Consider the following 23,121-nt stretch of genomic DNA (forward strand, 5'->3'; position numbering starts at 1 on the left):
CCTGTTATAAAAAAGAGCCACATTCTACACCTGTGGCTCTTGTGAATACCTACATATTATCCAACTCTTCCCACCGTTCCATTTTCTGTTCTATCAACTCATTGAGCTCAGACAGCCTGTTAAGCACAGTCTGGACTTCGGACTGATCTCCCTGATAAAAACTCGACTCAGCAGTTTGAGCCTCCAGCTGACCAAGCTCTTCTTCAAGTGCCTCAATCTCCTCCGGCAAAGCATCAAGCTCGCGTTGCAGTTTGTAACTGAGTTTCTTTTTCACCGGCTTGGTGGCTTCAGGCTGACCGGGTGGCGCTTTAGGCTTTTCCGTTTTTTTAACCACCTGGGCTTCTGCTACCAGGCTTGAAATCGAACCGCCCTGGTGCAACCAGTCATCAAATCCACCAACATACTCACTGATATGACCACCTGGTTCAAACACCAAAGTACTCGATACCACATTATCCAGGAATGTCCGGTCGTGACTGACCAGCAGAATGGTGCCAGTGAACTCCACCAACAAGGATTCCAGAAGCTCCAGAGTCTCAACATCAAGGTCGTTGGTGGGCTCGTCCATTACCAGCAAATTGGCGGGTTTACTGAACAAACGCGCGAGCAATAATCGGTTTCTCTCCCCACCGGAAAGCGCCTTGACCGGCACACGGCAACGACCGGGTGGAAACAGGAAATCTCCCAGATAGCCAATAACATGCCGACTTGAGCCATTGATGGTGATACTCTCACGACCTTCCGCCACGTTATCAATCACGGTTTTTTCAAGGTCCAGCTGATTACGCAGCTGGTCAAAATAAGCCACCTCAAGCCTGGTCCCCATTTTAACAGATCCCGTTTCCGGCTTGAGATTGCCCAGAAGGATACTGAGTAGCGTTGACTTCCCTGCCCCGTTGGCTCCAATCAAGCCAATCTTGTCACCGCGCATCAGCCGGAGATTGAAGTCGTTAATGACGGTATGCTGATCAAACGACTGGGAAATATTTTTGGCTTCCAGCACCAGCTTGCCTGACGCTTCGCCCTGCTCCAGTCCAAAGCTGGCATTGCCCTGCACCTCACGGCGCTGACGACGCTCCTCCCGGAGTTTTTTCAGGTCCCGAACCCGCCCTTCGTTACGGGTTCGGCGAGCTTTAATCCCCTGACGAATCCACACCTCTTCCTGCGCCAGTTTTTTATCGAACAGGGCATTTTGCTCAGCCTCTACTTCAAGGGCATGAGCCTTGCGCTCCAGGAAGGTTTTATAGTCGCACTCCCAGCTGGTCAGCTGCCCGCGATCCAGCTCAATAATCCGGGTCGCCAGCGACTGGAGAAATGAACGGTCGTGGGTAATAAACAGCAAGGCTCCGGAGAAATCTTTCAGCTGTTTCTCAAGCCAGTCAATGGCAATAATATCAAGATGGTTCGTAGGCTCATCCAGCAACAGCAGATCAGGGTCGCCCACCAGCGCCCTGGCCAGCTCCACCCGCCGACGCCAGCCACCGGAAAGTTCTTTCATCTGTTTTTCAGCCGGAAGACCCAGCTTCTGAATAACCGTATCCACCTTCTGGCTGAGGCTCCAGCCATCCACGGACTCCAGCTGCTGCTGGACTTTCTCCAGTGCTTTCATATCAGCGTCAGTGCTGATATTCATGGATAAGGTATGGTAACGACTGATCAGTTCACCAACCGCCTCAAGGCCTGAGGCAACCACATCATAAACTTTCTTTTCATCCTGGTCAGGAAGGTCCTGATTCAAAACCCCTACCTTCAGACCGGGCTTACGCCAGAGGGTGCCATCATCAGGCAGAATTGTGCCGGACACCAGCTTCATCAAGGTAGATTTGCCTGCACCATTGCGGCCCAATAAGCAGACTCTCTCACCTTTTCGAATCTGAAACTCGGTATGATCCAGCAGGGGTTGGTCACCATAAGCCAGGCTGACCTTTTCGAATCTAAGTAACGGCATTATCCATCCAGGAGGTGAAGTCCTTTGCCAGCTATCCGCACCTGCAAAGGTTTAACAACCGAAAGTGTTGAAAAAAACAAACTAGAATAACGCCAACCACCGGCAATGGGTAGCATGTATCACTGTTTTTTCAGACAAATCGCGACAATCAAAGCCATCAGCTGACAAAGCAATAACGGCACAAAAGCCAGCTGGTAGTCCTCAATGGACAAGGCACCCAGGCCATCATGCCCGAGCCCCTCCAGGATAAACCCGATAATCAGCTGCATAACCGGACCTGCCAGCAGCATGGAACCATTGGTAATCGCCAGCAGGACGCCAATCCGTTCCGGTGGACTGATGCTTTTCACCACGGAGAATGCCAGCATATAGCCAACACTGCTGATCCCTGCCATAAAACAGATCATGGACATGACCAGCATGGAACATGGGCAGAAGATCAGCAAACTGAACAACACAGGAGAAGCGATAGCGCAAACCACCATCACCTTGCGCATTGACCCAACCAGGCAGGCCAGCCAGCCCAGCAGAGGAGCACCAATAGCGGCACCGACAAAAATCAACGCAACCATATCAGCAACCGCTTCCTGCTCACCGGGAAAACGCTCATAGAAGAAAGGAATTCCCCACAAACCAGCAAAACTGGTAATGACGGCAAACAGGCCAAAACCATACAAACAGCACAGGATTAAAGAGGCCCGATCAAATGGCACCTTTTCGCTGGGGTCAGTCTCAGAACCACCTCCACAGGTCACATCATGCAACCTGGCATCACTGACGGAGACCGGCGGCGTGCTTTTCACAAAGACGGCAATCAGGGCAGCAAGTACAGCACCAAAAATGGCGGCGGCCTGCATGGCACCCTGCCACCCATAGGCTTCCATAAGATTCGGCAGTATCAGTGGGCCAAGCCCGCCACCGGCCAGCCCAAAAGCTTCAATTGCCCCCGCAAGGGTTGGAAAATAACGTTCCGGAAACCAGCGACTGGCCAGATTCATGCAGACCACAATCACCGGGGAGGTCATCACGCCCATAAATGCCCGGGATGCGCTGGCTGACAACATGGTTTCAGAAACACTGAACCAGTAACAGCCAACAGCCATCAATACACAGCAAACCACCAATAATAGCCGGGCATTACAGCGATCCGCCAGGTAGCCTCCCGGAACCTGAAACAGAAGATAAAAGCAGAGGAAACTGCTGGTTAACCAACCGATATCTGCCACATCAAGATCGAAAGCCGACATCAACTGAGGCACCATTACCGATGGTGCCCCCTGAAGCATAAATTGATACGAACAGAACAATGCTGCTATTGAGCAGATAATAATGCCTCTGAGGCTTATAGAACTTGTCGCCACCGTACTTACTCCCTAACTATCCCTAATACCCTTTCCCTATATAAAATGTTTTCAACATGGGGTCTGAGCAGGGTTAGATTAGATGACAATTAATAAGTTCATTAAAAAATCACCAGAGTAGACAGAAATTTGAATCTATTAACCATGAATGGCTTTAAGAGGCAGACTTAAAGCCCGAAAACAGGAGAAAAATAATATTTTCCACAATCAGAGAAAATGCTCTGGAATTCTGAAAGTAAACGGCTGTTCTTATGCGAACCTATAGCCCCTGAGGCTAAGGAATAATACGCTCAATAACCCGGCCCATTCCGGGAGCAAGAATATCCGCCTCCAGAACCAGGGCCATCCCTGTTTGGAAGGAAGGGCCAATCTTAGGGGTTCCGTCGCATAGTAAACCGGTCAGATAACCGACTATGGGCATATGACTGGCCAATAGTACTACACCGGAATCCGGGAGAGCGTCGAGTACTTTTGCCGGATTACCATCAGGCTCCAGCTCGTCCAGCGTTTCAACCTTGAGCCCAAACGCCTCTGCCGCGATATGGGCCGTTTGCTGAGCCCGAAGATACGGGCTGGCAAACACACAATCTACCCGCTGAGCAGCCAATAAAGCAACGGTATCCCTGACCTCACGGATACCCTGCTCAGTGAGATCCCTTTCCTTATCCGAAGGGGCAGACCATGATGCCTGACCGTGGCGCATAATGATAAGTTTCATGATTTAATCATTATCCGATCCGTTCAGTTCTTTCTCATCATCACCTGACGCTCTGTCTCCACCAGGGACAGGCCAGTCTGAGAATGGATAGGGTTTAGTATCAGAGTTGTAGGTCAGAAACCCGGCAATCTGGTAAATGTACTGATTCACACCGGCACTGAATTTTAACAGACGATCATTGGGTTCGCTCATAATAAACCCGTGAATAGCCTGAACAATTGCCATCAGCATCACCAGAAAAGCAGCAAGATAGGCCACAACACCGAAAACCACCATAAAGACCAGCCTCAACCAACGAGACTCCGATTTAAGGTTATTAACCACTTTCTCATCCATCACGCTTCTCTCCATAGTCTTTTAAGCCCATATTCTCTAAAGAAAAGTTGTATTATTCAGATTCAGCTACTGCGTGGACATAAACTCCACATCGGTTTTCTGCTCCCGGAGCATCATTCCCTTAACCAGCGCACCAATGGCATTGCCCTCAAAAATAATGCTGTACAAACCATCCACCAACGGCATATAAACTCCCAGCTGGTCGGCCTTTTGCTTTACCTGCTTCAGGGTGTTCACCCCTTCCGCCACCTGCCCCAGTCTCGCCTCAGCTTGATCAAGCGAACAGCCTTGGCCCAGGGCATAACCAACCCGGAAATTTCGACTCAGGTCAGAAGTGCAGGTAGCCACAAGATCACCCACCCCGGCCAATCCCAAAAATGTCATCGGATTAGCGCCGAGTGTTACCGCAAAGCGACTCATTTCCGCAAGGCTTCGGGTAATCAGCATACTTTGGGTATTCTCACCCATGCCCAGTGCTGCTCCCATGCCAGAGACTATGGCATAAATATTCTTTAAAGCACCTGCCAATTCCACACCATAAACATCCGTGTTGGAGTAAACCCTGAAGTAATCACAGTGCAAGACCGACTGTATGATCTGGCAAAGGTCTTCATCGTCACTGGCAATCACCGTGGCTGTCAGAGCCTTGGCAACGATCTCACCAGCCAGGTTGGGTCCGCTCAAAACACCGATACGAGGGTTTTCCAGCTCTTCCATCAGAATCTGACTCATCAGATCAAAGGTAACGGGTTCGATACCTTTCGTGGTACTGATCACTATCTTGCCACAAAGCAGTCCGTTGGTTTTTCTGACCACCTCCCGGAAAGATTTGCTGGGAATAGCGATAAAGACGATATCAGCATCAGCGACCACCGCCGACAGATCCGTGCTTGCGCTAACGGAAGGATGAATCCTGAACTCGGGAAGATACCTGGCATTCACATGGTCATCATTAATGCTCCTGACCTGCTCTGCATCTCTCATCCAGAGCTTCACCCTGTGGCCATTGGTGGCGGAGATATCAGCCAGAGCCGTACCAAAACTGCCGCCACCAAGAACAGCGATTGTATATTCCCCAGTACCGCCATTTTCTGCGGTGCCATGTGGCCTCTCTGTCATATAGTTAATCCCGTTTTACCCGCAAACACTGCATCAAAATCTCTTGAGGTCTGCGGTAAAAGCTTTATTTAATCACACCAGTAAAAAGCGTTGCACAGAAGATAGCTACCAGAAACTGAATTTTTTTTTCGAATCAAGGTAATGCTCCTCAATATTGTACGATTGTGCAATGCTAGAAAACCATTCCCGACTGTATTACCTTTACTTCCCGAGTAGCAATATACGTCATACGCCTTCACAGACTCTTTGGCCTTTGCCGGTACTTTGCCAAATTATGCCAGTGATGCAACAGGCCTGACACTGATCAGATTTCTGGTAATAAGATGCTATGACACTTATCATTGGCCACTGTTTCAGTGGCTCAGTGTTGTCTTTTTGTTACAAAGAGCCCAACAGCACTATCACAGATAAAAAGCAATGGTATAGTTCCTCACCGGAACGATAGTAATGCATTTTGCAAGACTGTCAGGATTAAGCGGGGTCATCGGCCCCTGATGTGAATGCCGTATCGGCAGGGAAGTCCCGATCATAGTATCGGCTCCCGGGTGTCATCACTGGCCTGATGCCATGCAGGTGCTGGACCTTCCAGGAACCAATAAACGAATGAAGCAACCATCGAAATCTGGCCTCAGACAAGAAGCCGTTAGCCAACAAGAAGCTTTCAGCAAAGAAGATTTGTTACGCTGTTCACAGGGTGAGCTTTTTGGTGCTGGTAATGCTCAGCTCCCGGCCCCTGATATGTTGATGCTTGACCGCATCGTTCGCATTTCTGAACAGGGCGGAGCCTATGGCAAAGGCGAGATCATCGCAGAACTGGATATCAATCCGGACCTCTGGTTCTTCTCCTGCCACTTTCCGGGAGACCCTGTTATGCCCGGATGTCTCGGACTTGACGCCATGTGGCAGCTGGTTGGCTTCTACCTGGGCTGGATGGGCAACCCCGGCCGGGGACGCGCCCTTGGCAGTGGCGAGGTAAAATTTACCGGCCAGATTCTGCCCACCAGCAAAAAAGTAACATACCGTATTGATATTAAACGTATCATCGCACGCAAACTGGTTCTGGGCATTGCTGATGGATCAGTCAGTGTTGATGGCCGGGAAATTTACACCGCGGAAGGACTGCGGGTAGGTCTTTTCCAGAACACTGACGCTTTCTGATTTCCCTGTTCCCTCCTGCCCGCTGGACGGGAGGGAGTACCGGGATCTGACTCTGGTTTTTTTCTGACTTAAACAGGCTATTCAGGTTGACATCAATGAAACGTGTTGTAGTTACAGGGATTGGCATCACATCCTGCCTGGGTATCACCCAGGATGAGGTAGCCGAGAGCCTTAAACTTGGGCGCTCCGGTATTCGCTTCAATGAAAGCTATAAGGAGCATGGTTTCCGCAGCCAGGTGTCCGGCACAGTAGACATCGATTTCGAACAGTTTATTGACCGCAAAACCCTGCGCTTCATGGGCAACGCCGCTGCCTATGCCTATATTGCCATGAAGCAGGCCATTGACGATGCGGGCCTGACTGAAGATCTGGTTTCCAACCCCCGTACCGGACTGATTGCGGCTTCTGGCGGAGCCTCGTCAGAAAATATTGTCGACTCTGCAGACATCATGAGAGAAAAAGGTGTCAAGCGCGTCGGCCCCTACCGGGTTACCCGCACCATGGGCAGTACCGTGTCGGCCTGCCTTGCCACCCCGTTTAAAATCAAGGGCGTTAACTACTCAATTACCTCTGCCTGTGCCACCAGCGCACACTGTATTGGCAATGCCATTGAACAGATCCAGCTGGGCAAGCAGGACATCGTCTTTGCCGGTGGTGGTGAAGAGGAACACTGGACGCAAACCGGTCTGTTCGATGCCATGGGGGCACTGAGCACCAGGTACAATGACACCCCTGAGCAGGCTTCCCGTGCCTATGATGCTGACCGGGATGGCTTCGTTATCGCCGGTGGCGGCGGCATGATTGTGGTGGAAGAGCTGGAGCACGCCAAAGCCCGTGGTGCCAGGATTTACGCTGAAATCACCGGCTATGGTGCCACTTCCGATGGCTATGATATGGTAGCTCCGTCTGGTGAAGGCGCTGCACGCTGTATGCGCATGGCCATGGAAACCATCAACGCCCCTATTGATTACATCAATACTCACGGCACCAGCACCCCGGTCGGTGATGTGGCTGAGTTGAAAGCGCTTACTGAGGTATTTGGCGACCAGATGCCAGTGATCAGCTCCACCAAATCACTGTCCGGCCACTCTCTGGGTGCTGCTGGCGTTCAGGAAGCCATATACTGCCTGCTGATGATGAAGCACAACTTCATCACCGCTTCTGCTAATGTTCAGAACCTGGATGAAGCGGCTAAAAACCTGCCCATCCTGACCGGTGAAGCCCGCGAACAAAAACTGAACCGGATTATGTCCAACAGCTTTGGCTTTGGTGGCACCAACGCCTGCCTGGTATTTGAGCGTTACCAGTAATCATTTTTCCTCAGGGTTTCGCAACAGCCCCGAGACCCTGAGGATCCGGTTTCTGTCAATGTAAAAAGCAGTTAAGCCAATCACTAGTCACTAGGAGGCTGACCGAGAATAGCGCCCGTAGCGAGGATGGCAGAAAATTGAGGATAAAAAGTCGGAAATTTTTAGTGAATAGTGGTTCTATTTGCTAAAAATTTCCGACTTTTTAGACCAATTTGCTGCCACCGCAGTAGGGCAGTCTATTCTCGGACAGCCTCCTAGATATCAGCCCTGATGATACGTCCGGGCAGCTTAATCCTTTCATAATTCTGTCGCTTAAGTGAAATTGCCCCGGAACAGTCACAGTTATCATTCGGAAAACCGGGGGAGCGTGTAGCACTACCGCAATATCAGTCCCGAACAAATGACGGCACAATAGAACAGGACAAGGGCAGGACAAGAACTTTTCAGGTAAAAGTGCCTCAAAAAGCCACGGGCTGCACACAGCAGCAACACCCTGACAGGCATCAGAAATCCGCCATTTTCTTTTTAACCTTTTTCCGAGCCAGTAAACACTATGCTCAGCATTTTTGATATTTTCAAAACGGGCATTGGCCCATCCAGCTCTCACACGGTAGGCCCAATGTGGGCTGGACACCGCTTTCTGAAGGAGCTGGAAGAAAAAGGCACCCTGTCCAGTATCTCATCCATTCGAGTTGGTCTTTATGGCTCGCTGGCGCTGACGGGTGTTGGCCATGGCACCGATAAGGCCACCCTGCTCGGCCTGACCGGTTATCGCCCGGACACTATTGATCCCGATGAAGCTGATCAGATTTTTGCGGATATCAAAACCAATAAAGCCCTCAACCTGGCCGGCAAACACCCCATTGTCTTTGATTACGATTCGCACCTGATTTTCCATAACGGCGAAACGCTGCCTGAGCACCCCAATGGCATGCGAATTTTCGCTTCCGACAACAATGGTGTAGTGATTTATTACAAGTCTTATCTCTCTATTGGCGGAGGGTTTGTGGTCAGTGCCGAAGAGTACAATCAGCCAGAGGCGGCCAACAGCGCTGAAGATTCCGGTCAGATTCCCTATCCTTTCAGAACGGCCGCCGAGCTTCTTGATCTGTGCCATGAGCACAACCTGACCATTGCTCAGTTGACCATTGACAATGAAGTTGCCCGACATCAGGGTGATGTGGACCTGGTAAACGACAAGATTGATGCCATTTGGACAGTCATGCACGCCTGCATCGAAAGGGGCCTGCGTATGGAAGGCACTCTTCCGGTCAGCGGCCTGAAGCGCCGTGCCGCGAATATGCATAAAAATCTGACCAGCAACCCTGACGCCATGCTGATGGATCACTTTGCCATCATGGACTGGGTAACCCTGTTTGCCATGGCCGTTAACGAAGAAAATGCCTGCGGGGGCCGTGTGGTCACTGCACCGACCAACGGGGCTGCTGGCGTTATCCCGGCGACGCTGGCCTATTACACCCGCTTTATCTCGCGAAATAATCAGCAGGGAATTCGCGATTTTATTGCCACAGCCGCCACCATTGGCTCGCTGATCAAGATGAATGCGTCGATTTCCGGAGCCGAAGCGGGCTGTCAGGCTGAAGTAGGCTCTGCATGCTCAATGGCCGCCGCAGCACTGGCTGCCGTTCAGGGTGCCACCATGGAACAGGTGGAGAATGCCGCTGAAATTGGCATGGAACATCATCTGGGCATGACCTGCGACCCCATCGCAGGATTAGTGCAGATTCCCTGCATTGAGCGCAATGGCATGGCCGCCATCAAGGCCATCACCGCGTCCCGTCTGGCCATGCGTGGCGATGGTGACCATGCGGTGTCGCTGGACAGCTGCATTGAAACCATGTACCGGACAGGGCTGGATCTTCAGGCCAAATACCGGGAAACCTCATTGGGTGGTCTGGCCGTTTATGCCAGGGCACAACCGATCAAAATCGTCAGAATGGTATCCTGAAAGCGGCCATCAGCCTGGTTCATGCTCTGTTTTCAACCGCGAAAACCTGGGTCTTTTTCGCTTCCTCAGGACTGGAGATGCATTTTTCAAACCACTGATAATGCAATGCTTTGGAAGGGAGAACACGTAATGACGGGTTTGGGTGTAAAAGATCATTGATTAAGGAAACCATCGGCTCAAGGTAGCGTTTTAAGGCCTCAGCCTTCTGGGTCAGTGTATTGAAATCCTGGGTATTTGGATGGCTTACAGAAGCTACTCTCAAGCTCAGTTGCTCCAGGCTTTTTTTATCATTGGGTATGGCCTTATGGTAAGTGTTATCGGGCTTTACGGTTTCGTATCTCTGCATGGCGTGGGAAATTGCCAGAGCCCGGGCTTGACGCTCTGGAGGAAAAAAGGTGTCTAGTTCGGCATCGTGACAGAAGCTGGCGGCTGTTCCGGTTTCCAGCTCTTTCAGAACTCTGTAGAGACTTTGACCATAAGCAAAAGCATCGTCTGCTGTTTTTGCCGGGATATGTGCGTTCAGGTCTTTCAGTAATTTGAAAGTATCTGGTGCGGCGAAATCCTCACTGCCAAAATGCGAACTTTCTCCGGCTACAGCAGCTTGCCCGAAGTCCAGCTGTTTAACGCTTTGGGTGTTCTTGTCAAACATACAGTTAAATGGTTTAACATCAGAGTGAACAATGCCTTGTTTTTCAAGATGCGCCAAGGCAAACAGTTGCTGTTCCTGCAGATGGGCATAGGCATTAAAAAACTCGTCAGGCGTGATAATTCCTGTTTTCAGTTGGTGTATGAGTGTGATGGTCAGCGTTTGCAGATTTTGCCCATCTATGAACTCAAAAAGTAATCCTGACCGGTTATCGACCTGCTCAAAACCATAGCAATTTACAATATTTGGATGGTCGCCTACTTTTTTCATTATCTCTGCTTCCCGATTCAGAGACTCTGTAGCCGCTTCGTGACAGGAGTTTGTTATTGACCTTTTCAGGGCAAACTTTTCAGAGTTTCCATGAACATCGGTTTGTTCGACCAGGTCGACAATCGCAGTGGCACCGTGTCCAAGTGTTTTAGTGATTGAAGCCTGTTCGCTCAGTATCGAGTGGTCACTGTTTTCCCAGAAAACTGAATCTTCCGAGCCTTCGGAGCATGGGGTCAGGAGTATTCCGTTATCATCGATTGATGACCCGGAGCGACTGGACAAGGAGGTGCCAAGACTTTCATAGCCAACGTCATTTTCGGTTGTCAGGATGTGTTTTGTGACAGTTGGGGTTTTGGATTTATTCGTGTGTTGCCGGTCAGCCTGGTCGGTATGGGCTTGATTTCCCTCCTTTTCAGAGTTAATAGTGGGAGGCGTTGAGGCAGAATGGTTGAGTGGTTTCATTGCCTGTAAACTTTAGTTGCTCTGATAGAGCAACTTATCGACATGAAAGGCAGCGACTTTGCCAAAAAAACTGGATTCGGTCAGAAAATTCCTGCACATCAATGAATTACAGTTCATCATCGCAAATAACCGCTGCTACTGTGGTAGTACTCTGGAAATTTACCGGATCAGCCCCCCCAAGGCAGGAAGTTTAACAACACCAGGACATTAGCAAGAAGTTAATTATGATATTTCCGGGCTCGGATATCCATCGTAAGTCACCTTTTTATCCAAAAGTCTTATTTATAATAATCATTAAAAAGACAATAATTAAATGAATTAGAAATTGGCGCAACAAAAATAATTAACCATGGAATAGCTTAAGTACTCTAAGGGAGAAGTTGCCATGAGAATTTCACCAAAAATCGCCCAACTTTTACATACTGCGGATAAATCAGACAATAAAAATACTAATAAGCCTAAAAAAGGAAGTTTTAAAAATCATAAAATAACTGGTTGTGCAGAGAATATTCACATGCCTGCCAGTTCAGATAGCACTAAATCCGGCAGTGATTCCCGAATGTATAAGAGTATGCCGAAAATCGCACTGACTGAACAAAAACCAGCAGCCCCTCCCGCTGCGCCGCCGCCACCGCCGATAATGAAACAACCTGACACATGGGCGCAAATCAAACGCAATATCAGTGCTGAACAAAAGGGAGAGAAGAAACACGAAAATTTAAATAAAGAACATATAGAAGAACTGTTTGAGAGACTGAAAAAACGCAGGAAAGAAACAGAAGGAACGGAAAGGGTCCTGATCACCGAACCACGAAAGTCGAAATCTCAGCCAGTAGAACCTGTCAGGGTTGCTCCAAAGCAAATTGACACTGTTCCTGTGGGTCCGGGCGTGATTCCTCCACCACCACCTCTGCCTGCTGTTTTATCGGGTAAGAAGGTGATAAAAAGTGACAGGAAGCCGACAATAGCACCAAAACCAGGGTTGATGGGTTCTAAATTATCCCCCCCTAAACAATTTCAAATGACTCCGGATGTACTCGAAAGTATTAAGTTGAAGAAGACTGAAAGGAGTTTGTAGAATCTTGAAAATTCAGGCAAAGATGACCCATCAAAATTGTCAACATGGCATCCTGACGCGGTCATCCGCCAGATAGCAAAAAGGCGAAGTCATGACTTCGCCTTTTTGCTGCTTAACCCACTATTTTCAGACAGCCATTTCCAGCAACAGCTTGTTAAGACGCTGAACATAAGCCGCCGGATCGTCCAGTTGACCACCCGCCGCCAGGCTGGCCTGATCAAATACCACACGGGTCAGGTCGGCAAAGCGATCTTCATCCACTTCTTTATCCAGTCGGCCAATCAATGGATGTTCCGGGTTAATCTCAAAGATCGGTTTGGATTCTGGCATGCTCTGGCCGGCAGCTTCCATAATGCGGCGCATCTGCATCCCCATATCGTTCTGCCCAACCACCAGACAGGCTGGAGAGTCCGTCAGACGATGGGTCACCCGAACCGCTTCGACATCAGCACCCAGCACATCGCTGATGCGCTTGACCAGATCTTCATGCTCTTTAGCCGCCTCTTCCCGGGACTGCTTCTCTTCTTCGGAGTCCAGCTTACCGAGATCAAGATCACCACGGCCAATATCCACGAACGATTTGCCGTCAAACTCAAACAGGTGGGACATCAGCCACTCATCGACGCGGTCAGAAAGCAACAGAACTTCCAGCCCTTTCTTGCGGAATACCTCCAGATGTGGGCTGTTGGCCGCCGCTTTGGGGGTCTCTGCGGTAATGTAGTAGATCTTGTCCTGACCTTCCTTCATCCGGGAAACGTAACCTTCCAGGGATTGATCCTGCTCAAGTCCCTGGCTCTCAGTGGATGAGAAGCGCAGAAGCTTGGCAATCCGCTCACGGTTGGCATAATCTTCCGCTGGTCCCTCTTTGAGCACCTGACCAAACTCTTTCCAGAAACTGGCGTATTGTTCAGGCTCTTTCTTGGCCAGTTTCTCCAGCATATCCAGCACTCGTTTGGTCAGTGCGGTTTTCATGCTGTCAACGGCCGGGTCTTTTTGCAGGATCTCCCGGGAAACGTTCAGGGACAGATCGTTAGAGTTCACCACACCCTTGATAAAGCGCAGGTACATGGGCAGGAATTCATCCGCCTGATCCATGATAAAGACACGCTGAACATAGAGTTTCAACCCTTTCTGCATATCACGGTTATACAGGTCAAAGGGAGCTTTGGCGGGAATATAAAGCAGGCTGTTGTATTCCAGTTTGCCTTCTACCCGGTTGTGGCTCCACTTCAGCGGGTCGGTATGGTCATGACTGATGTGTTTGTAAAACTCTTTGTACTCTTCATCCGTGATATCACTGCGGGAACGGGTCCACAGGGCTTTCGCCGTATTCACCGTTTCCCACTCGGGCGCTTTGTCTTTCTCTTCTTTGCCTTCTTCTTCCTCTGTCGCTGGCATCTCTTCCTTGCGCATCAGAATGGGCATGGAGATATGGTCAGAGTATTTGCGGATGATATTACGCAGACGCCAACCATCAGCATACTCTTCAGCTTCAGGCTTCAGGTGCAGAATAATGGTGGTACCCCGCTTCTCTTTCGTTATTGGCTCAACGGTAAACTCACCGGAACCATCAGACACCCAGCGCACGGCCTCTTCTGTGTCTACCTTGCGGGTTTCAACGGTCACCTTGTCAGCAACAATAAATGCGGAATAGAAACCAACACCAAACTGACCGATCAGCTGAGAATCTTTCTTCTGGTCACCGGTCAGTGTTTTCAGGAAGTCCGAAGTACCGGATTTGGCGATAGTACCCAGATGGGCAATCACATCGTCACGGTTCATGCCAATGCCGTTATCGGCGATGGTGACGGTTTTGGCTTCCTTATCGTAATCCACCCTGACTTCAAGATTTGGGTCACTTTCCAGCAACTCACTGTTCTTGAGTGCCTGGTAACGCAGTTTGTCTGCGGCATCGGAAGCGTTGGAAATCAGCTCCCGTAAAAAAATCTCCCGATTGGAATAGAGAGAGTGAATCATCAGGTGCAGAAGCTGTTTCACCTCAGTCTGAAAGCCCAGCGTTTCTTTTTTCGTTTCGACTGCCATTAGAACCTCAATCCCGGTTAATCAACACATTGGGTATTTTGATAGTCAGGAGATATGGGCAGTGGTGGAGATTTCAACCCTCTTCAGGTCTTTGAATATTAAATTTCATTTTATCATCAGCGGCTGTTTTCATATGGTGGTCAATTGATGCAAAATGCACCCTTGTCGGTTATTTAGTTAATACGATCGTTTCATTTTGGCTGGTCATACCAGCGCCACCTCCTGACAACACCAAAGGAAGGCGGTAAATAACATTAACCGCCATTGGTTCAATGGCGGTTGTTGGAGAGTCAATGACGGAATTGCAGTATTTTTGGGGATGGGCAGTTTACCTGGCAGGAGCCTTCGGCTGCCTGCTGAGCCTGTGGTTTATTGTTGGTAATTGGCATCCGCGGCTAAAGCGACCTCTGATGCTGGCTTTTGCTGTACTGTTTTTCCTGCCCGGTACTGTTCACCCCGAGCAGAGCTATCTTGGCCCGGCCTTCCTTATCAGTCTTTATGATGGCCTTAGCCTGGGAGTTGACGCCATGTGGCGAACGGGTCGGACTGTGGCCATTGCCGCCGGTGTTGCAGCGATTGCAGGCGTGTTATTACCGGTCGGCAAGGCCAAAAAAGCAGCGCCTGAAAAAAGGCAAAAACCCCGGACAAACCACGCTCAACGTCAACGCAAGGAACCCGCTCTGGGCCCTGCTGCTAACCAGAAATCCTGAACTTAACCGCGATTTGTCAACCAATGTGTGAACTTCTTGGAATGAGTGCCAACACGCCTACGGATATTGTGTTCAGCTTCCGTGGCCTGATGCAGCGCGGGGGCAAGACCGGCCCCCACAGTGATGGCTGGGGAATCGCGTTCTATGAAGGCAAAGGGTTACGGGAATTTCGTGACCCCAACCCAAGCTGTGATTCTGAAATTGCCAACCTGGTCTGCCGCTACCCGATCAAAAGCACCATCGTGATCAGTCATATCCGCCAGGCAAACGCAGGCAGAATTGCCCTGGAAAACACCCACCCCTTTACCCGGGAACTCTGGGGCAAACACTGGACCTTTGCTCACAACGGCCAATTGAAAGGCATCAAAAAATTCCCCCTGAAACACTACTTGCCGGTGGGAACCACAGACAGTGAGTACGCTTTTTGCTGGATCATGGACCAGGTGCGTGAGCGATTCCCCAAACCACCCAAAAGGGTGAGTACACTGCAACGCTTCATCCGCCAGCTCTGTGACGAACTGCGTGGGCTGGGCGTATTTAATATGTTGCTGACCGACTCCCGTTACCTCTATTGCTACTGCAGCACCCGGTTGCACTGGATAACCCGCAGAGCGCCGTTTAATCAGGCCAGTCTCAAAGATGACGACATTACGGTGGATTTTGCCAGGGAAACCACAGAAAACGACATTGTCACCGTAGTAGCCACTGACCCGTTAACCATTAATGAGACCTGGCACGCTATTCAGCCGGGCAACATGGTGGTTTTTGATAATGGCGAACTTGCTGCCTGAGTAAAAAATTCTGCATAACTGAAAACCAGTCATCAACAAGCAATTACACTTGGCAGGTCTCTATCCAGTTCAGCGGCTTATAGGTTAGCCCGGGGGGGTTATGATGAGTACACCGATCAGCAGACCTGCGTCAGCACATGATATAAACACCGGCCAACTTGATGACAGTCGGTATCAAGCCCAAAAAACACGAAGTTCAAAAGATTCTCTATTCCATGGCAGAAGCACCAGAGAGCTTCCTGAACCGATTAACATGTCAACGTGCAGAGTAGAAGATGAAACCGTAGATCCTGGCCATGCATTGATTAATGACCGATCTTTTGCCTCAAGAAAAGAACACGTTTCCTCCCTTTCCTGCTTAACCTCAACCCAGTCAAAAATGGCTGATGATAAAAGTGATCTGCGCCAAAATCGGCTGACTGCGCCTCTCCCGGGCCTATCATCTTCATCCTGGCAGGATAATCGGGATGCATACATTATCAATATGCACACCTTAAGGCCGGAAAACGACGAATTACCTCGTGAAGGCTCAGAACCTGCCTGTCTCAGGCATAATAACTGGTGGGAACGCAATAAAAAGTGGAATAGCACCTTTATCCTCAGCACTCTGGCCACCGCAACAACAATTACCGCTTCGCTGATTTCAGACATAACCCGCGATGACGATCAGGCACTTTTCCAGCGGTCAGGGTCCGTCGTCGTCTGCTGGGCCATGTTGGTGACATTTATTACCCTGAGAAAGAGAAGTGAAAAACTGCCAAGCCGTGAGCTGATGATTGAAGCCCCCAACCATAAATTACCCCGGGAAGGGGACGTAAAATTAAAGGACCTTGCTGAACAGATCGGCAATGCCAGCATCACCGAAAGGAAAGTAAAAAGAACAGCCAGTGAGTGCGACTGGGTGATCCTGCTGGCAAGTATCATCGGTACCCTGATTTGGGGGTACGGAGATTTAATAGCCAGGTAAACACAACGATTTATCTGACCAAAATAATAGCCTGGCTTTCGTTCCGGGATCAGGGCCTTGAGTCCTCCGGAACCAGCCAGTACTTTGCCGAGAGTTCGGGGCCATCTACCAAAGTCGGGCTCAGTTCCGCTGAAGGCAATTTTGATGGTTCCAGGCCACCGCCGGTTCCGATAAACAAAAGAGCGATTATCCCTCTGCCCGAGTCTGACATTGTAATAAACACATTAAAAAAAGAAAAAGGCCTAGCCCGGATATTCCATAAACGTACTCCCGCTCTCGCTTATCCTTTGCCGCTCTAAGGGAGTTTTGTTCAGTCGACCGTACTCCCCGGTACGGCGCTCCCTCACAAAATACCTTAGAGCGACAAAGTCCCGCGCGAGATTCGGGGCAGTTTATGAAATATCCGGGTTAGAACTCTGGGTTGTTTCAGCTAAATCAGCAGTCAGTGGTAAATCACCTGAGTTTTTAGCTGAATGGACTGACTGAAGATACCGCTCTCTTGCGATTACAGCTTGCTCTTTAGCTTCTTCCTTGTTGGAGGTTTGTATTTTGATTCTTTGGTAGGTCTTTTTATAGATCTTTTGTCCCTCCGCGTAAGCGGGATCTTTGCGAAACTCCCTTTGGCGCTCCCTTTGGCGCTCTCTTTTGCGCTCCCTTTGGCGCTCGGCAAATGAAGAACTGCCATCAACATTAACTTCTGCCTGGGTTGTTTGGTTATCACTTATAGCTTGGTGCATGTATAACGGATTAACGACAGCAATTGGCCGTAAATCTTGTGAGCTATGAATTCCGGCAGGAAGATTGGTTAACTGTAAACCTGAGCTTGTATGATTCGCTGTTGTTTGCTCTTTAATTTCAAGCTTGTCCCACGATATGAGCTCCTGAAAGGGAGTACTTGGTGTTGGTAATAATGGATTATTAACAGGTTCATAATCATCCCGGTAAGGAACATATTCATCAAGAATGGATTGTGGTATCTCTTGAATACCTGTTCCAGAAGCGTTTTCTGAATCAAAGTTTATTAGAGATTCAATATTATGTTTAATTAATGAATTATAATGATCAGCTTCATTTTGATATATCTCTGGTCCGTTATTGTAAATAGAAACAGGGTTCAGCAATCGAACTGGTATGCCTTGATAAACAGGCTGCTGTTCGGTGGCACCAAATTGCTGTTCTTGATCGACTAAACCTAATGCGCTGGAACAAAGAAAAGAAAAAGAAGCATTGTATGAAGGAAATTGATTGGTTTGATCCATTGAATTGTTGAATTACAGCTTAAGACCACACCTTCTGATAAAAGTTCCTCTCTTTCACAACTCATTCTTTATTTAAGTTTCAGTCACTTTTTTAATACATTAGTTCCATATAAAAATAATTATCCGGGGGGATAGAAAAGGAGAAATAAATGTCCAACAATTTTTTAAAACTGAATTGGGATCAAAAATATGTATGGTGCAGTTTCCAGTCCTGATGGCCAGGGTACATTCATCGGCACATCCACCGACAAAAAGCCTTCTGGCCTTGATGCCACCGATAAGTCGTCAGCTCCTGTTCTTCCTGCCTTGCCAAAAGAGACGTCCCCTGCCCACAGCCCTGTCCCCGACACTGCCCTGATAGAAAGAACCATCGCACCATCAGGGCATCATAACCCACAGCCCCTGCCGGAAAACTGGCAATTGCAATTGCTGTCCGGAATTTTGAATGGAGAAATTTACGCCATTTCAGCATTACTTCAACAGGGTGCCGATGTTAATTGCAACCTCTCCAGCCAGATTGCGACACTGGATCAACAACCTGTCAACATTAGCGGGGTAGCCCCCTCTATCGCTGCCCAACTGGCCAGGACTGTTGAGCAGGAATCGTCATACACCCCACTCCGGCTGGCCGCAATGACTGGCAATCCTGAATTGGTAAAGCTTCTGCTGTCTTCCGGGGCACATCTTGAGTGCAGTACCCCTCTCCATGCACCACTGACAGGAGCTGCCGCTGCCGGGCATCGGGAGATAGTCCAGATTCTGCTGGAACATCATGCCGACATACAGGCTGGCAGCACCACAGGTGTCAATTCGCCACTGTACTGGGCCATTAAAGGTGGCCATCAGGATCTGGTGGCGTTTCTGGAACAGAACGGTGCCCGTTTGCAAATCGGTTGCCCGGGCAGGGGTGCCCCGATTCACCATGCCGCCAAAATGGGTTTTTCCAGAGTCGTAGAGTATCTGCTCAATCGGGGTGAGGACATTGATAACCAGAGTACCGGGCAGCTTACCCCGGTTTATGCCGCGGCATCCTGCGGCCATTCTGGGCTGGTCAGGTTACTGCTTGAGCGAGGCGCAAACAATAGCCATGGTGAAACCGGTGAAAATACCCTGATCTGGGCAGCCTGTTGCAGCGGTAACCTGCAAACGGTCAAATATCTGCTTGACCAGGGGGCGGACATCAACGCCGGTTGCGAGGACTTCGACGCCATCAACAGTAATACCTACCCCTGGAAAAAACCTTACCCCATTGAGGCTGCTGCCTATTCTGGCAGTTGGCAACTGGTGGAGTACCTGCTTGAGCGTTACAAGCTGAGAATTGATGCTCCCGGCCTTGGCTCCGCCCTATTCCGCCACGCTGCAGAGGGTGGCAAGGTGGTGATGATGGATTACATTGCCAGCAGGGCAACCATCAACATTAATGCGAGGGGTCACTATTCCCCGATCTCTTCCGCGGCCCGCAGTGGCTCCATCAAAGCGGTGGCGTGGCTACTGGACAAGGGTGCAGACATTCACGCCAACTGCCGGGGCCAACAAACCCCAATATGCCAGGCCTGCGCCCAGGGGCACTTTGAACTGGCCAAATTCCTGGACAGCAAGGGCGCAAGACTTCACGATGCCGGGTCGGGTTCGCCACTCCATTGGGCGGCCAGCGCTGGCAGTATGAATACCGTGGCATACCTGCTTGACAGGGGCGTCAATGTCAATGCCAATCATTCAGGCTTGTGTACCCCTATCTACGCAGCAACGGGTAGGGGTTTCGGGAAGATCGTGGAATATCTGCTGGAAAAAGGTGCAGATGTTAATGCCAACAGTAGCGGGCGCACTACGCCTGTCGTTGAGGCCGCAGCGCAAGGACACCTTGGGCTGGTCAAACATCTGGTACATAAATCCGCAATAATTGAAGCAGACCTTTTGCTCAATGTCACCGCAAACGGAGGTCATTGCCCCGTATTGGAGTACCTGTTTGAAGATAAGGCGATACTGCAGCATATCAAGCCGTCACACATCTCCATGGCACTCACTGAAGCGACCTGTCGAGGCCAACTGGACGCAATAAAGTACCTGCTCGGCGCATTCAAGACCCATTTCAGTGCTAACCCCAGGCCTGACATCTCCGACCTCCTCTGGTTAGCGGCACAAAGAGGCATTATTGATGTGGTGAAGTATCTTGTTGAGCTGGGGGCTGACGTTAATGTGGAATGCCAGAGTCTTGGCAGCGCACTCTGGACTGCATCAGAGTCTGGTCGTCTGGATACCGTCATGTACCTGTGTCAACAGGGTGCCAACATTCACTACTCCAACCCGGCTGAAAATGCGGACGTACTTTCCATTGCCAGGCAAGAGAACCATCAGGAGGTGGTTCAATTCCTGCAACAACAGCTTGCGGGAAGCCCTGAGGGCGATGAGTCAACGAATGAGTGAAATGTAAGATGGGGCTGATGAGACAAAAACTCATGTTATTGAATAGAAATTACTACTTCAGTTTCTTCATTAGCCACAGAATCACCTGGATAAAATTGTTGCTGAAAATAATCGCTCAGGATTGGCAAACCATACAACGCAATTATTGCACCCACTAACAATAAAAATGAACGACTTGAAAGCAATTCAAGAAAAGTTTCAGGTATTGCCTCAAGACACAACTTCAAGAAATCAGTCTCAGTCAGAACTGCACTTGCATACTCATAAGAAATGCCGAGTTCATTGGCAAGTTCCCTCACTGCCTGCCTGTAACTATCACTCCACCCGATCTCGATAATAAAAGATTCGGCCAGCCGATTACCCAGACTCTTTTCGTAAGAGGTAAATGGCTCACCACAGCTTTCCACCGGGCAATTCGCGCGTATATGGGGAGGAACCACCACGCACTTTTTATGAAATGCGTGGCCCTGGGCGCACATGACAAGCTCAGCATGATGGCCAAAATCCATCTGGCATAGCCCACAACAGTCCGCTGCCACCGCGTTAGCCATTTCATTATTACCTCTTGATCAACTCAGATATTCGTCGTAACCGCCTTAGACTGATCATTCAGGGATAAGTTCAATAACTTCATTTTTGCACAAACAAAACCAGGCGGTACTCTCTGTGAACATGCCAACCCCCAAGGCTATCTGGCGGGCAATATTCAATCTCCCCGAGTGTTTTCAGGTCGCTGCCAAAGTTCTGCATCCGTGGCTTTGATGACCTGCTCCAGGAGGCTGTCCGAGAATAGCGCCCATAGCGAGGACGACAGAAAATTGAGGATAAAAATTCGGTTTTGTGAGGTGAATAGCGGGGCTATTTGCCGAACAAAAGAGGATTTTTAGACCAATTTGCTGTCGCCGCAGTAGGGCAGTCTATTCTCGGACAGCCTCCCAGGGTGGTATCCACAGCAATTGCTGTTAACAATAGTCCGTTTTCAGTGACCTCATGACCGCCATTTCAGTAACAATCAGGTTGACCTGACCTTTTCCCGTCAGTGGTAAATCACCTGAGTTTTAGCTGAATTGGCTGACTGACGATACTGTTTTTTTTTTGCGCCCCCTTTGACGCTTGGCGCAGGTGGAATTTTTGCGAAGCTCCCTTTGGCGTTCCCTTTCGCGCTCGGCGTAAGCGGGATCTCTGCGAAGCTCCCTTTGGCGCTCCCTTTGGCGCTCTGCGTAAGCGGGATCTTTGCGAAGCTCCCTTTGGCGCTCCCTATAGTACTCCCTTTGGCGCGCGGCGTAAGCGGGATCTTTGCGAAGTTCCCTTTGGCGCTCCCTTTGGCGCTCGGCGTAAGCGGGATCTGTCTGGTAGCGCTCCCTTTCGCGCTCCCTTCTGCGCTCCCTTTCGCGCTCCACGTAAGCGGGATCTTTGCGAAGCTCCCTTTTGCGCTCCCTTTTGCGCTCTCTTTGGCGCTCCCTTTCGCGCTCCACGTAAGCGGGATCTTTGCGAAGCTCCCTTTTGCGCTCCCTTTCGCGCTTGGCGTAAGCGGGATCTTTGCGAAGCTCCCGTTGGCATTCAATATGTGAAGAATTTTCATCAATAGCTTCTTCGGCTTGAATCGCAGGAGATGTATATTGCTGAAGATGTTCACTTTTCAATTGTGGGGTAATAATCGCAATCGAAGCTGTAGATTTAGAGAAATTACCAATGCCGTCTTGATCAGGAATTTGCATAGGTGGATTAAGTTTGGTATCAACATCTGTCGAGTTTTGCGAGGTTGATTGAACACCCTTTGTAAAGGAGTATATCGAAAAAGTATTATTTTCAGGGTCATATTCTGCAACCTGATAATTTTCCAGTGGTATAGCTACTGGAAATGCGGGAGAATCTTCATAGCCAGTTTGATTTTGTACAGCGAAATCTTTCAACCATTTTTTTTCAGGATTTAAATACCCTTGATTATCTGAACTTGCAGATCGGTCAGTCATGTGATGGTTAGTTACAGGTTGTCCAACTTCAGTAACCATTCTGGAGAAAGCCTGACCTGTTGCACCAGATTCAGCTAAAGACATGCCCTGAATATCAGAAAGGCCATCAGGGGCTGGACTTAATTGAGAAGAAGCTGGTCTATTCATTGAATTAATGAATTATCGAATTACAGCTTAGGACCATGCTTTTTTATAAAAGTTCCTACCTCTCGCCACTCACTCACTATTTATTTATGTCAACCAAGCATAAGGAATTGCTATGGCTATGAAAGCTTGAAAACTTGGGGGGGCACTGGTCTTTCTTCTTGACGCAAAACAAATCAGGAACTAATCAAAAAGGTCCGGTAGCTTTCCTCAGAATTGATCTGAGTAAAAAGAGTTTCCAGCTACATGGTGTTAATGCCAAAGGTCATGTCGTTATCAAAAAGAAACTTACATCGCAAAGCACTCTTGCAGCAATTCCCGACGAATAAACGACAATAATATTGTAAATTTAAATAATTAGCTTAAAAAAACGAGAACAAAAAAACCACAAACACTATATCGTGCTGATAATAAAGACCAATAAAAGCCCTGAAA

At 49.3% G+C, this 23,121-nt stretch carries 19 protein-coding genes; 9 read left to right on the plus strand and 10 right to left on the minus strand.

Annotated elements, in window-relative coordinates; all coding sequences use genetic code 11:
* Positions 1-49: 49 nt before the first annotated feature.
* The 5 genes from uup to J7438_RS20855 all read right to left on the minus strand — a co-directional run bounded on the left by uup (position 50) and on the right by J7438_RS20855 (position 5,482).
* Positions 50-1,948, minus strand: coding sequence for an ATP-binding cassette ATPase Uup (gene uup, locus J7438_RS20835; protein ID WP_209278072.1), 1,899 nt, complete (start codon positions 1,946-1,948; stop codon positions 50-52).
* 119 nt (positions 1,949-2,067) lie between these two features.
* Positions 2,068-3,309: an MFS transporter gene (locus tag J7438_RS20840; RefSeq protein WP_209201224.1), complete on the minus strand. Its 1,242-nt coding sequence runs from the start codon at positions 3,307-3,309 to the stop codon at positions 2,068-2,070.
* Positions 3,310-3,583: 274 nt separating this feature from the next.
* Positions 3,584-4,027 (minus strand): phosphohistidine phosphatase SixA, encoded by a 444-nt coding sequence (sixA, locus tag J7438_RS20845; RefSeq protein WP_209278073.1) that lies wholly within the window; start codon positions 4,025-4,027, stop codon positions 3,584-3,586.
* A gap of 3 nt (positions 4,028-4,030) precedes the next feature.
* On the minus strand, positions 4,031-4,378 hold the full coding sequence (locus J7438_RS20850; protein ID WP_209278074.1) for a DUF4389 domain-containing protein: 348 nt from the start codon (positions 4,376-4,378) through the stop codon (positions 4,031-4,033).
* Between the two features lie 51 nt (positions 4,379-4,429).
* On the minus strand, positions 4,430-5,482 hold the full coding sequence (locus J7438_RS20855) for an NAD(P)H-dependent glycerol-3-phosphate dehydrogenase (protein WP_209278075.1): 1,053 nt from the start codon (positions 5,480-5,482) through the stop codon (positions 4,430-4,432).
* 603 nt (positions 5,483-6,085) lie between these two features.
* On the opposite strand from J7438_RS20855, the gene fabA reads away from it, so the two are divergent.
* From fabA to J7438_RS20870, 3 genes are all read left to right on the plus strand, one after another.
* Entirely contained in the window at positions 6,086-6,640 is a 555-nt protein-coding gene (fabA, locus tag J7438_RS20860; RefSeq protein WP_209201228.1) for a 3-hydroxyacyl-[acyl-carrier-protein] dehydratase FabA, read from the plus strand.
* A gap of 95 nt (positions 6,641-6,735) precedes the next feature.
* Positions 6,736-7,950: a beta-ketoacyl-ACP synthase I gene (gene fabB, locus J7438_RS20865; RefSeq protein WP_209201229.1), complete on the plus strand. Its 1,215-nt coding sequence runs from the start codon at positions 6,736-6,738 to the stop codon at positions 7,948-7,950.
* Positions 7,951-8,503: 553 nt separating this feature from the next.
* On the plus strand, positions 8,504-9,919 hold the full coding sequence (locus J7438_RS20870) for an L-serine ammonia-lyase (RefSeq protein WP_209278076.1): 1,416 nt from the start codon (positions 8,504-8,506) through the stop codon (positions 9,917-9,919).
* A 19-nt stretch (positions 9,920-9,938) separates the two neighbouring features.
* On the opposite strand, the gene J7438_RS20875 is transcribed toward J7438_RS20870, so the two are convergent.
* Entirely contained in the window at positions 9,939-11,297 is a 1,359-nt protein-coding gene (locus J7438_RS20875; RefSeq protein ID WP_209278077.1) for a protein kinase domain-containing protein, read from the minus strand.
* A 385-nt stretch (positions 11,298-11,682) separates the two neighbouring features.
* Between J7438_RS20875 and J7438_RS20880 the strand changes: the two genes are divergently transcribed.
* Entirely contained in the window at positions 11,683-12,375 is a 693-nt protein-coding gene (locus J7438_RS20880) for a hypothetical protein (protein WP_209278078.1), read from the plus strand.
* Between the two features lie 126 nt (positions 12,376-12,501).
* On the opposite strand, the gene htpG is transcribed toward J7438_RS20880, so the two are convergent.
* Positions 12,502-14,418: a molecular chaperone HtpG gene (htpG, locus tag J7438_RS20885; RefSeq protein ID WP_209278079.1), complete on the minus strand. Its 1,917-nt coding sequence runs from the start codon at positions 14,416-14,418 to the stop codon at positions 12,502-12,504.
* A 272-nt stretch (positions 14,419-14,690) separates the two neighbouring features.
* Here htpG and J7438_RS20890 point away from each other — a divergent pair, with 272 nt between their 5' ends.
* The 3 genes from J7438_RS20890 (at position 14,691) to J7438_RS20900 (ending at position 16,886) form a co-directional block, all read left to right on the plus strand.
* Positions 14,691-15,128: a hypothetical protein gene (locus J7438_RS20890; protein ID WP_209278080.1), complete on the plus strand. Its 438-nt coding sequence runs from the start codon at positions 14,691-14,693 to the stop codon at positions 15,126-15,128.
* Positions 15,129-15,151: 23 nt separating this feature from the next.
* Positions 15,152-15,919, plus strand: a complete 768-nt coding sequence (locus J7438_RS20895; protein WP_209278081.1) for a class II glutamine amidotransferase — start codon at positions 15,152-15,154, stop codon at positions 15,917-15,919.
* Between the two features lie 253 nt (positions 15,920-16,172).
* Positions 16,173-16,886: a hypothetical protein gene (locus J7438_RS20900; protein ID WP_209278082.1), complete on the plus strand. Its 714-nt coding sequence runs from the start codon at positions 16,173-16,175 to the stop codon at positions 16,884-16,886.
* A 392-nt stretch (positions 16,887-17,278) separates the two neighbouring features.
* Here the strand turns inward: J7438_RS20900 and J7438_RS20905 are convergent, their stop codons facing one another.
* Positions 17,279-18,145: a hypothetical protein gene (locus tag J7438_RS20905; RefSeq protein ID WP_209278083.1), complete on the minus strand. Its 867-nt coding sequence runs from the start codon at positions 18,143-18,145 to the stop codon at positions 17,279-17,281.
* Between the two features lie 189 nt (positions 18,146-18,334).
* Between J7438_RS20905 and J7438_RS20910 the strand changes: the two genes are divergently transcribed.
* The gene (locus J7438_RS20910) at positions 18,335-20,569 is read left to right on the plus strand and encodes an ankyrin repeat domain-containing protein (RefSeq protein ID WP_209278084.1); all 2,235 of its coding nucleotides are present in this window, start codon (positions 18,335-18,337) and stop codon (positions 20,567-20,569) included.
* Positions 20,570-20,604: 35 nt separating this feature from the next.
* Here the strand turns inward: J7438_RS20910 and J7438_RS20915 are convergent, their stop codons facing one another.
* Together J7438_RS20915 and J7438_RS20920 are read right to left on the minus strand one after the other, a co-directional pair.
* Entirely contained in the window at positions 20,605-21,120 is a 516-nt protein-coding gene (locus J7438_RS20915; RefSeq protein ID WP_209201239.1) for an RING finger protein, read from the minus strand.
* Positions 21,121-21,627: 507 nt separating this feature from the next.
* Positions 21,628-22,287, minus strand: a complete 660-nt coding sequence (locus tag J7438_RS20920) for a hypothetical protein (RefSeq protein WP_209278085.1) — start codon at positions 22,285-22,287, stop codon at positions 21,628-21,630.
* Between the two features lie 560 nt (positions 22,288-22,847).
* Here J7438_RS20920 and J7438_RS20925 point away from each other — a divergent pair.
* Positions 22,848-23,015 carry a hypothetical protein gene (locus tag J7438_RS20925; RefSeq protein ID WP_209278086.1) on the plus strand — a complete coding sequence of 56 codons (168 nt, stop codon included), beginning with the start codon at positions 22,848-22,850 and terminating at the stop codon, positions 23,013-23,015.
* The last annotated feature ends 106 nt before the right edge of the window (positions 23,016-23,121 follow it).

Origin of the sequence: Thalassotalea sp. G20_0, assembly GCF_017744175.1 — a bacterium.
Classification (GTDB): domain Bacteria; phylum Pseudomonadota; class Gammaproteobacteria; order Pseudomonadales; family Endozoicomonadaceae; genus Endozoicomonas.

Bases quoted from the DNA above. Each gene is read 5' to 3' on its own strand.
- sixA (WP_209278073.1), bottom strand. From the start codon at position 4,027: ATGAAACTTATCATTATGCGCCACGGTCAGGCATCATGGTCTGCCCCT.
- J7438_RS20905 (WP_209278083.1), bottom strand. From the start codon at position 18,145: ATGGATCAAACCAATCAATTTCCTTCATACAATGCTTCTTTTTCTTTT.
- J7438_RS20920 (WP_209278085.1), bottom strand. From the start codon at position 22,287: ATGCAAATTCCTGATCAAGACGGCATTGGTAATTTCTCTAAATCTACA.
- J7438_RS20850 (WP_209278074.1), bottom strand. From the start codon at position 4,378: ATGGAGAGAAGCGTGATGGATGAGAAAGTGGTTAATAACCTTAAATCG.
- J7438_RS20915 (WP_209201239.1), bottom strand. From the start codon at position 21,120: ATGGCTAACGCGGTGGCAGCGGACTGTTGTGGGCTATGCCAGATGGAT.
- fabA (WP_209201228.1), top strand. From the start codon at position 6,086: ATGAAGCAACCATCGAAATCTGGCCTCAGACAAGAAGCCGTTAGCCAA.
- J7438_RS20880 (WP_209278078.1), top strand. From the start codon at position 11,683: ATGAGAATTTCACCAAAAATCGCCCAACTTTTACATACTGCGGATAAA.
- fabB (WP_209201229.1), top strand. From the start codon at position 6,736: ATGAAACGTGTTGTAGTTACAGGGATTGGCATCACATCCTGCCTGGGT.
- J7438_RS20895 (WP_209278081.1), top strand. From the start codon at position 15,152: ATGTGTGAACTTCTTGGAATGAGTGCCAACACGCCTACGGATATTGTG.
- uup (WP_209278072.1), bottom strand. From the start codon at position 1,948: ATGCCGTTACTTAGATTCGAAAAGGTCAGCCTGGCTTATGGTGACCAA.
- J7438_RS20870 (WP_209278076.1), top strand. From the start codon at position 8,504: ATGCTCAGCATTTTTGATATTTTCAAAACGGGCATTGGCCCATCCAGC.
- J7438_RS20855 (WP_209278075.1), bottom strand. From the start codon at position 5,482: ATGACAGAGAGGCCACATGGCACCGCAGAAAATGGCGGTACTGGGGAA.
- htpG (WP_209278079.1), bottom strand. From the start codon at position 14,418: ATGGCAGTCGAAACGAAAAAAGAAACGCTGGGCTTTCAGACTGAGGTG.
- J7438_RS20890 (WP_209278080.1), top strand. From the start codon at position 14,691: ATGGCGGTTGTTGGAGAGTCAATGACGGAATTGCAGTATTTTTGGGGA.
- J7438_RS20900 (WP_209278082.1), top strand. From the start codon at position 16,173: ATGTCAACGTGCAGAGTAGAAGATGAAACCGTAGATCCTGGCCATGCA.
- J7438_RS20910 (WP_209278084.1), top strand. From the start codon at position 18,335: ATGTATGGTGCAGTTTCCAGTCCTGATGGCCAGGGTACATTCATCGGC.
- J7438_RS20875 (WP_209278077.1), bottom strand. From the start codon at position 11,297: ATGAAACCACTCAACCATTCTGCCTCAACGCCTCCCACTATTAACTCT.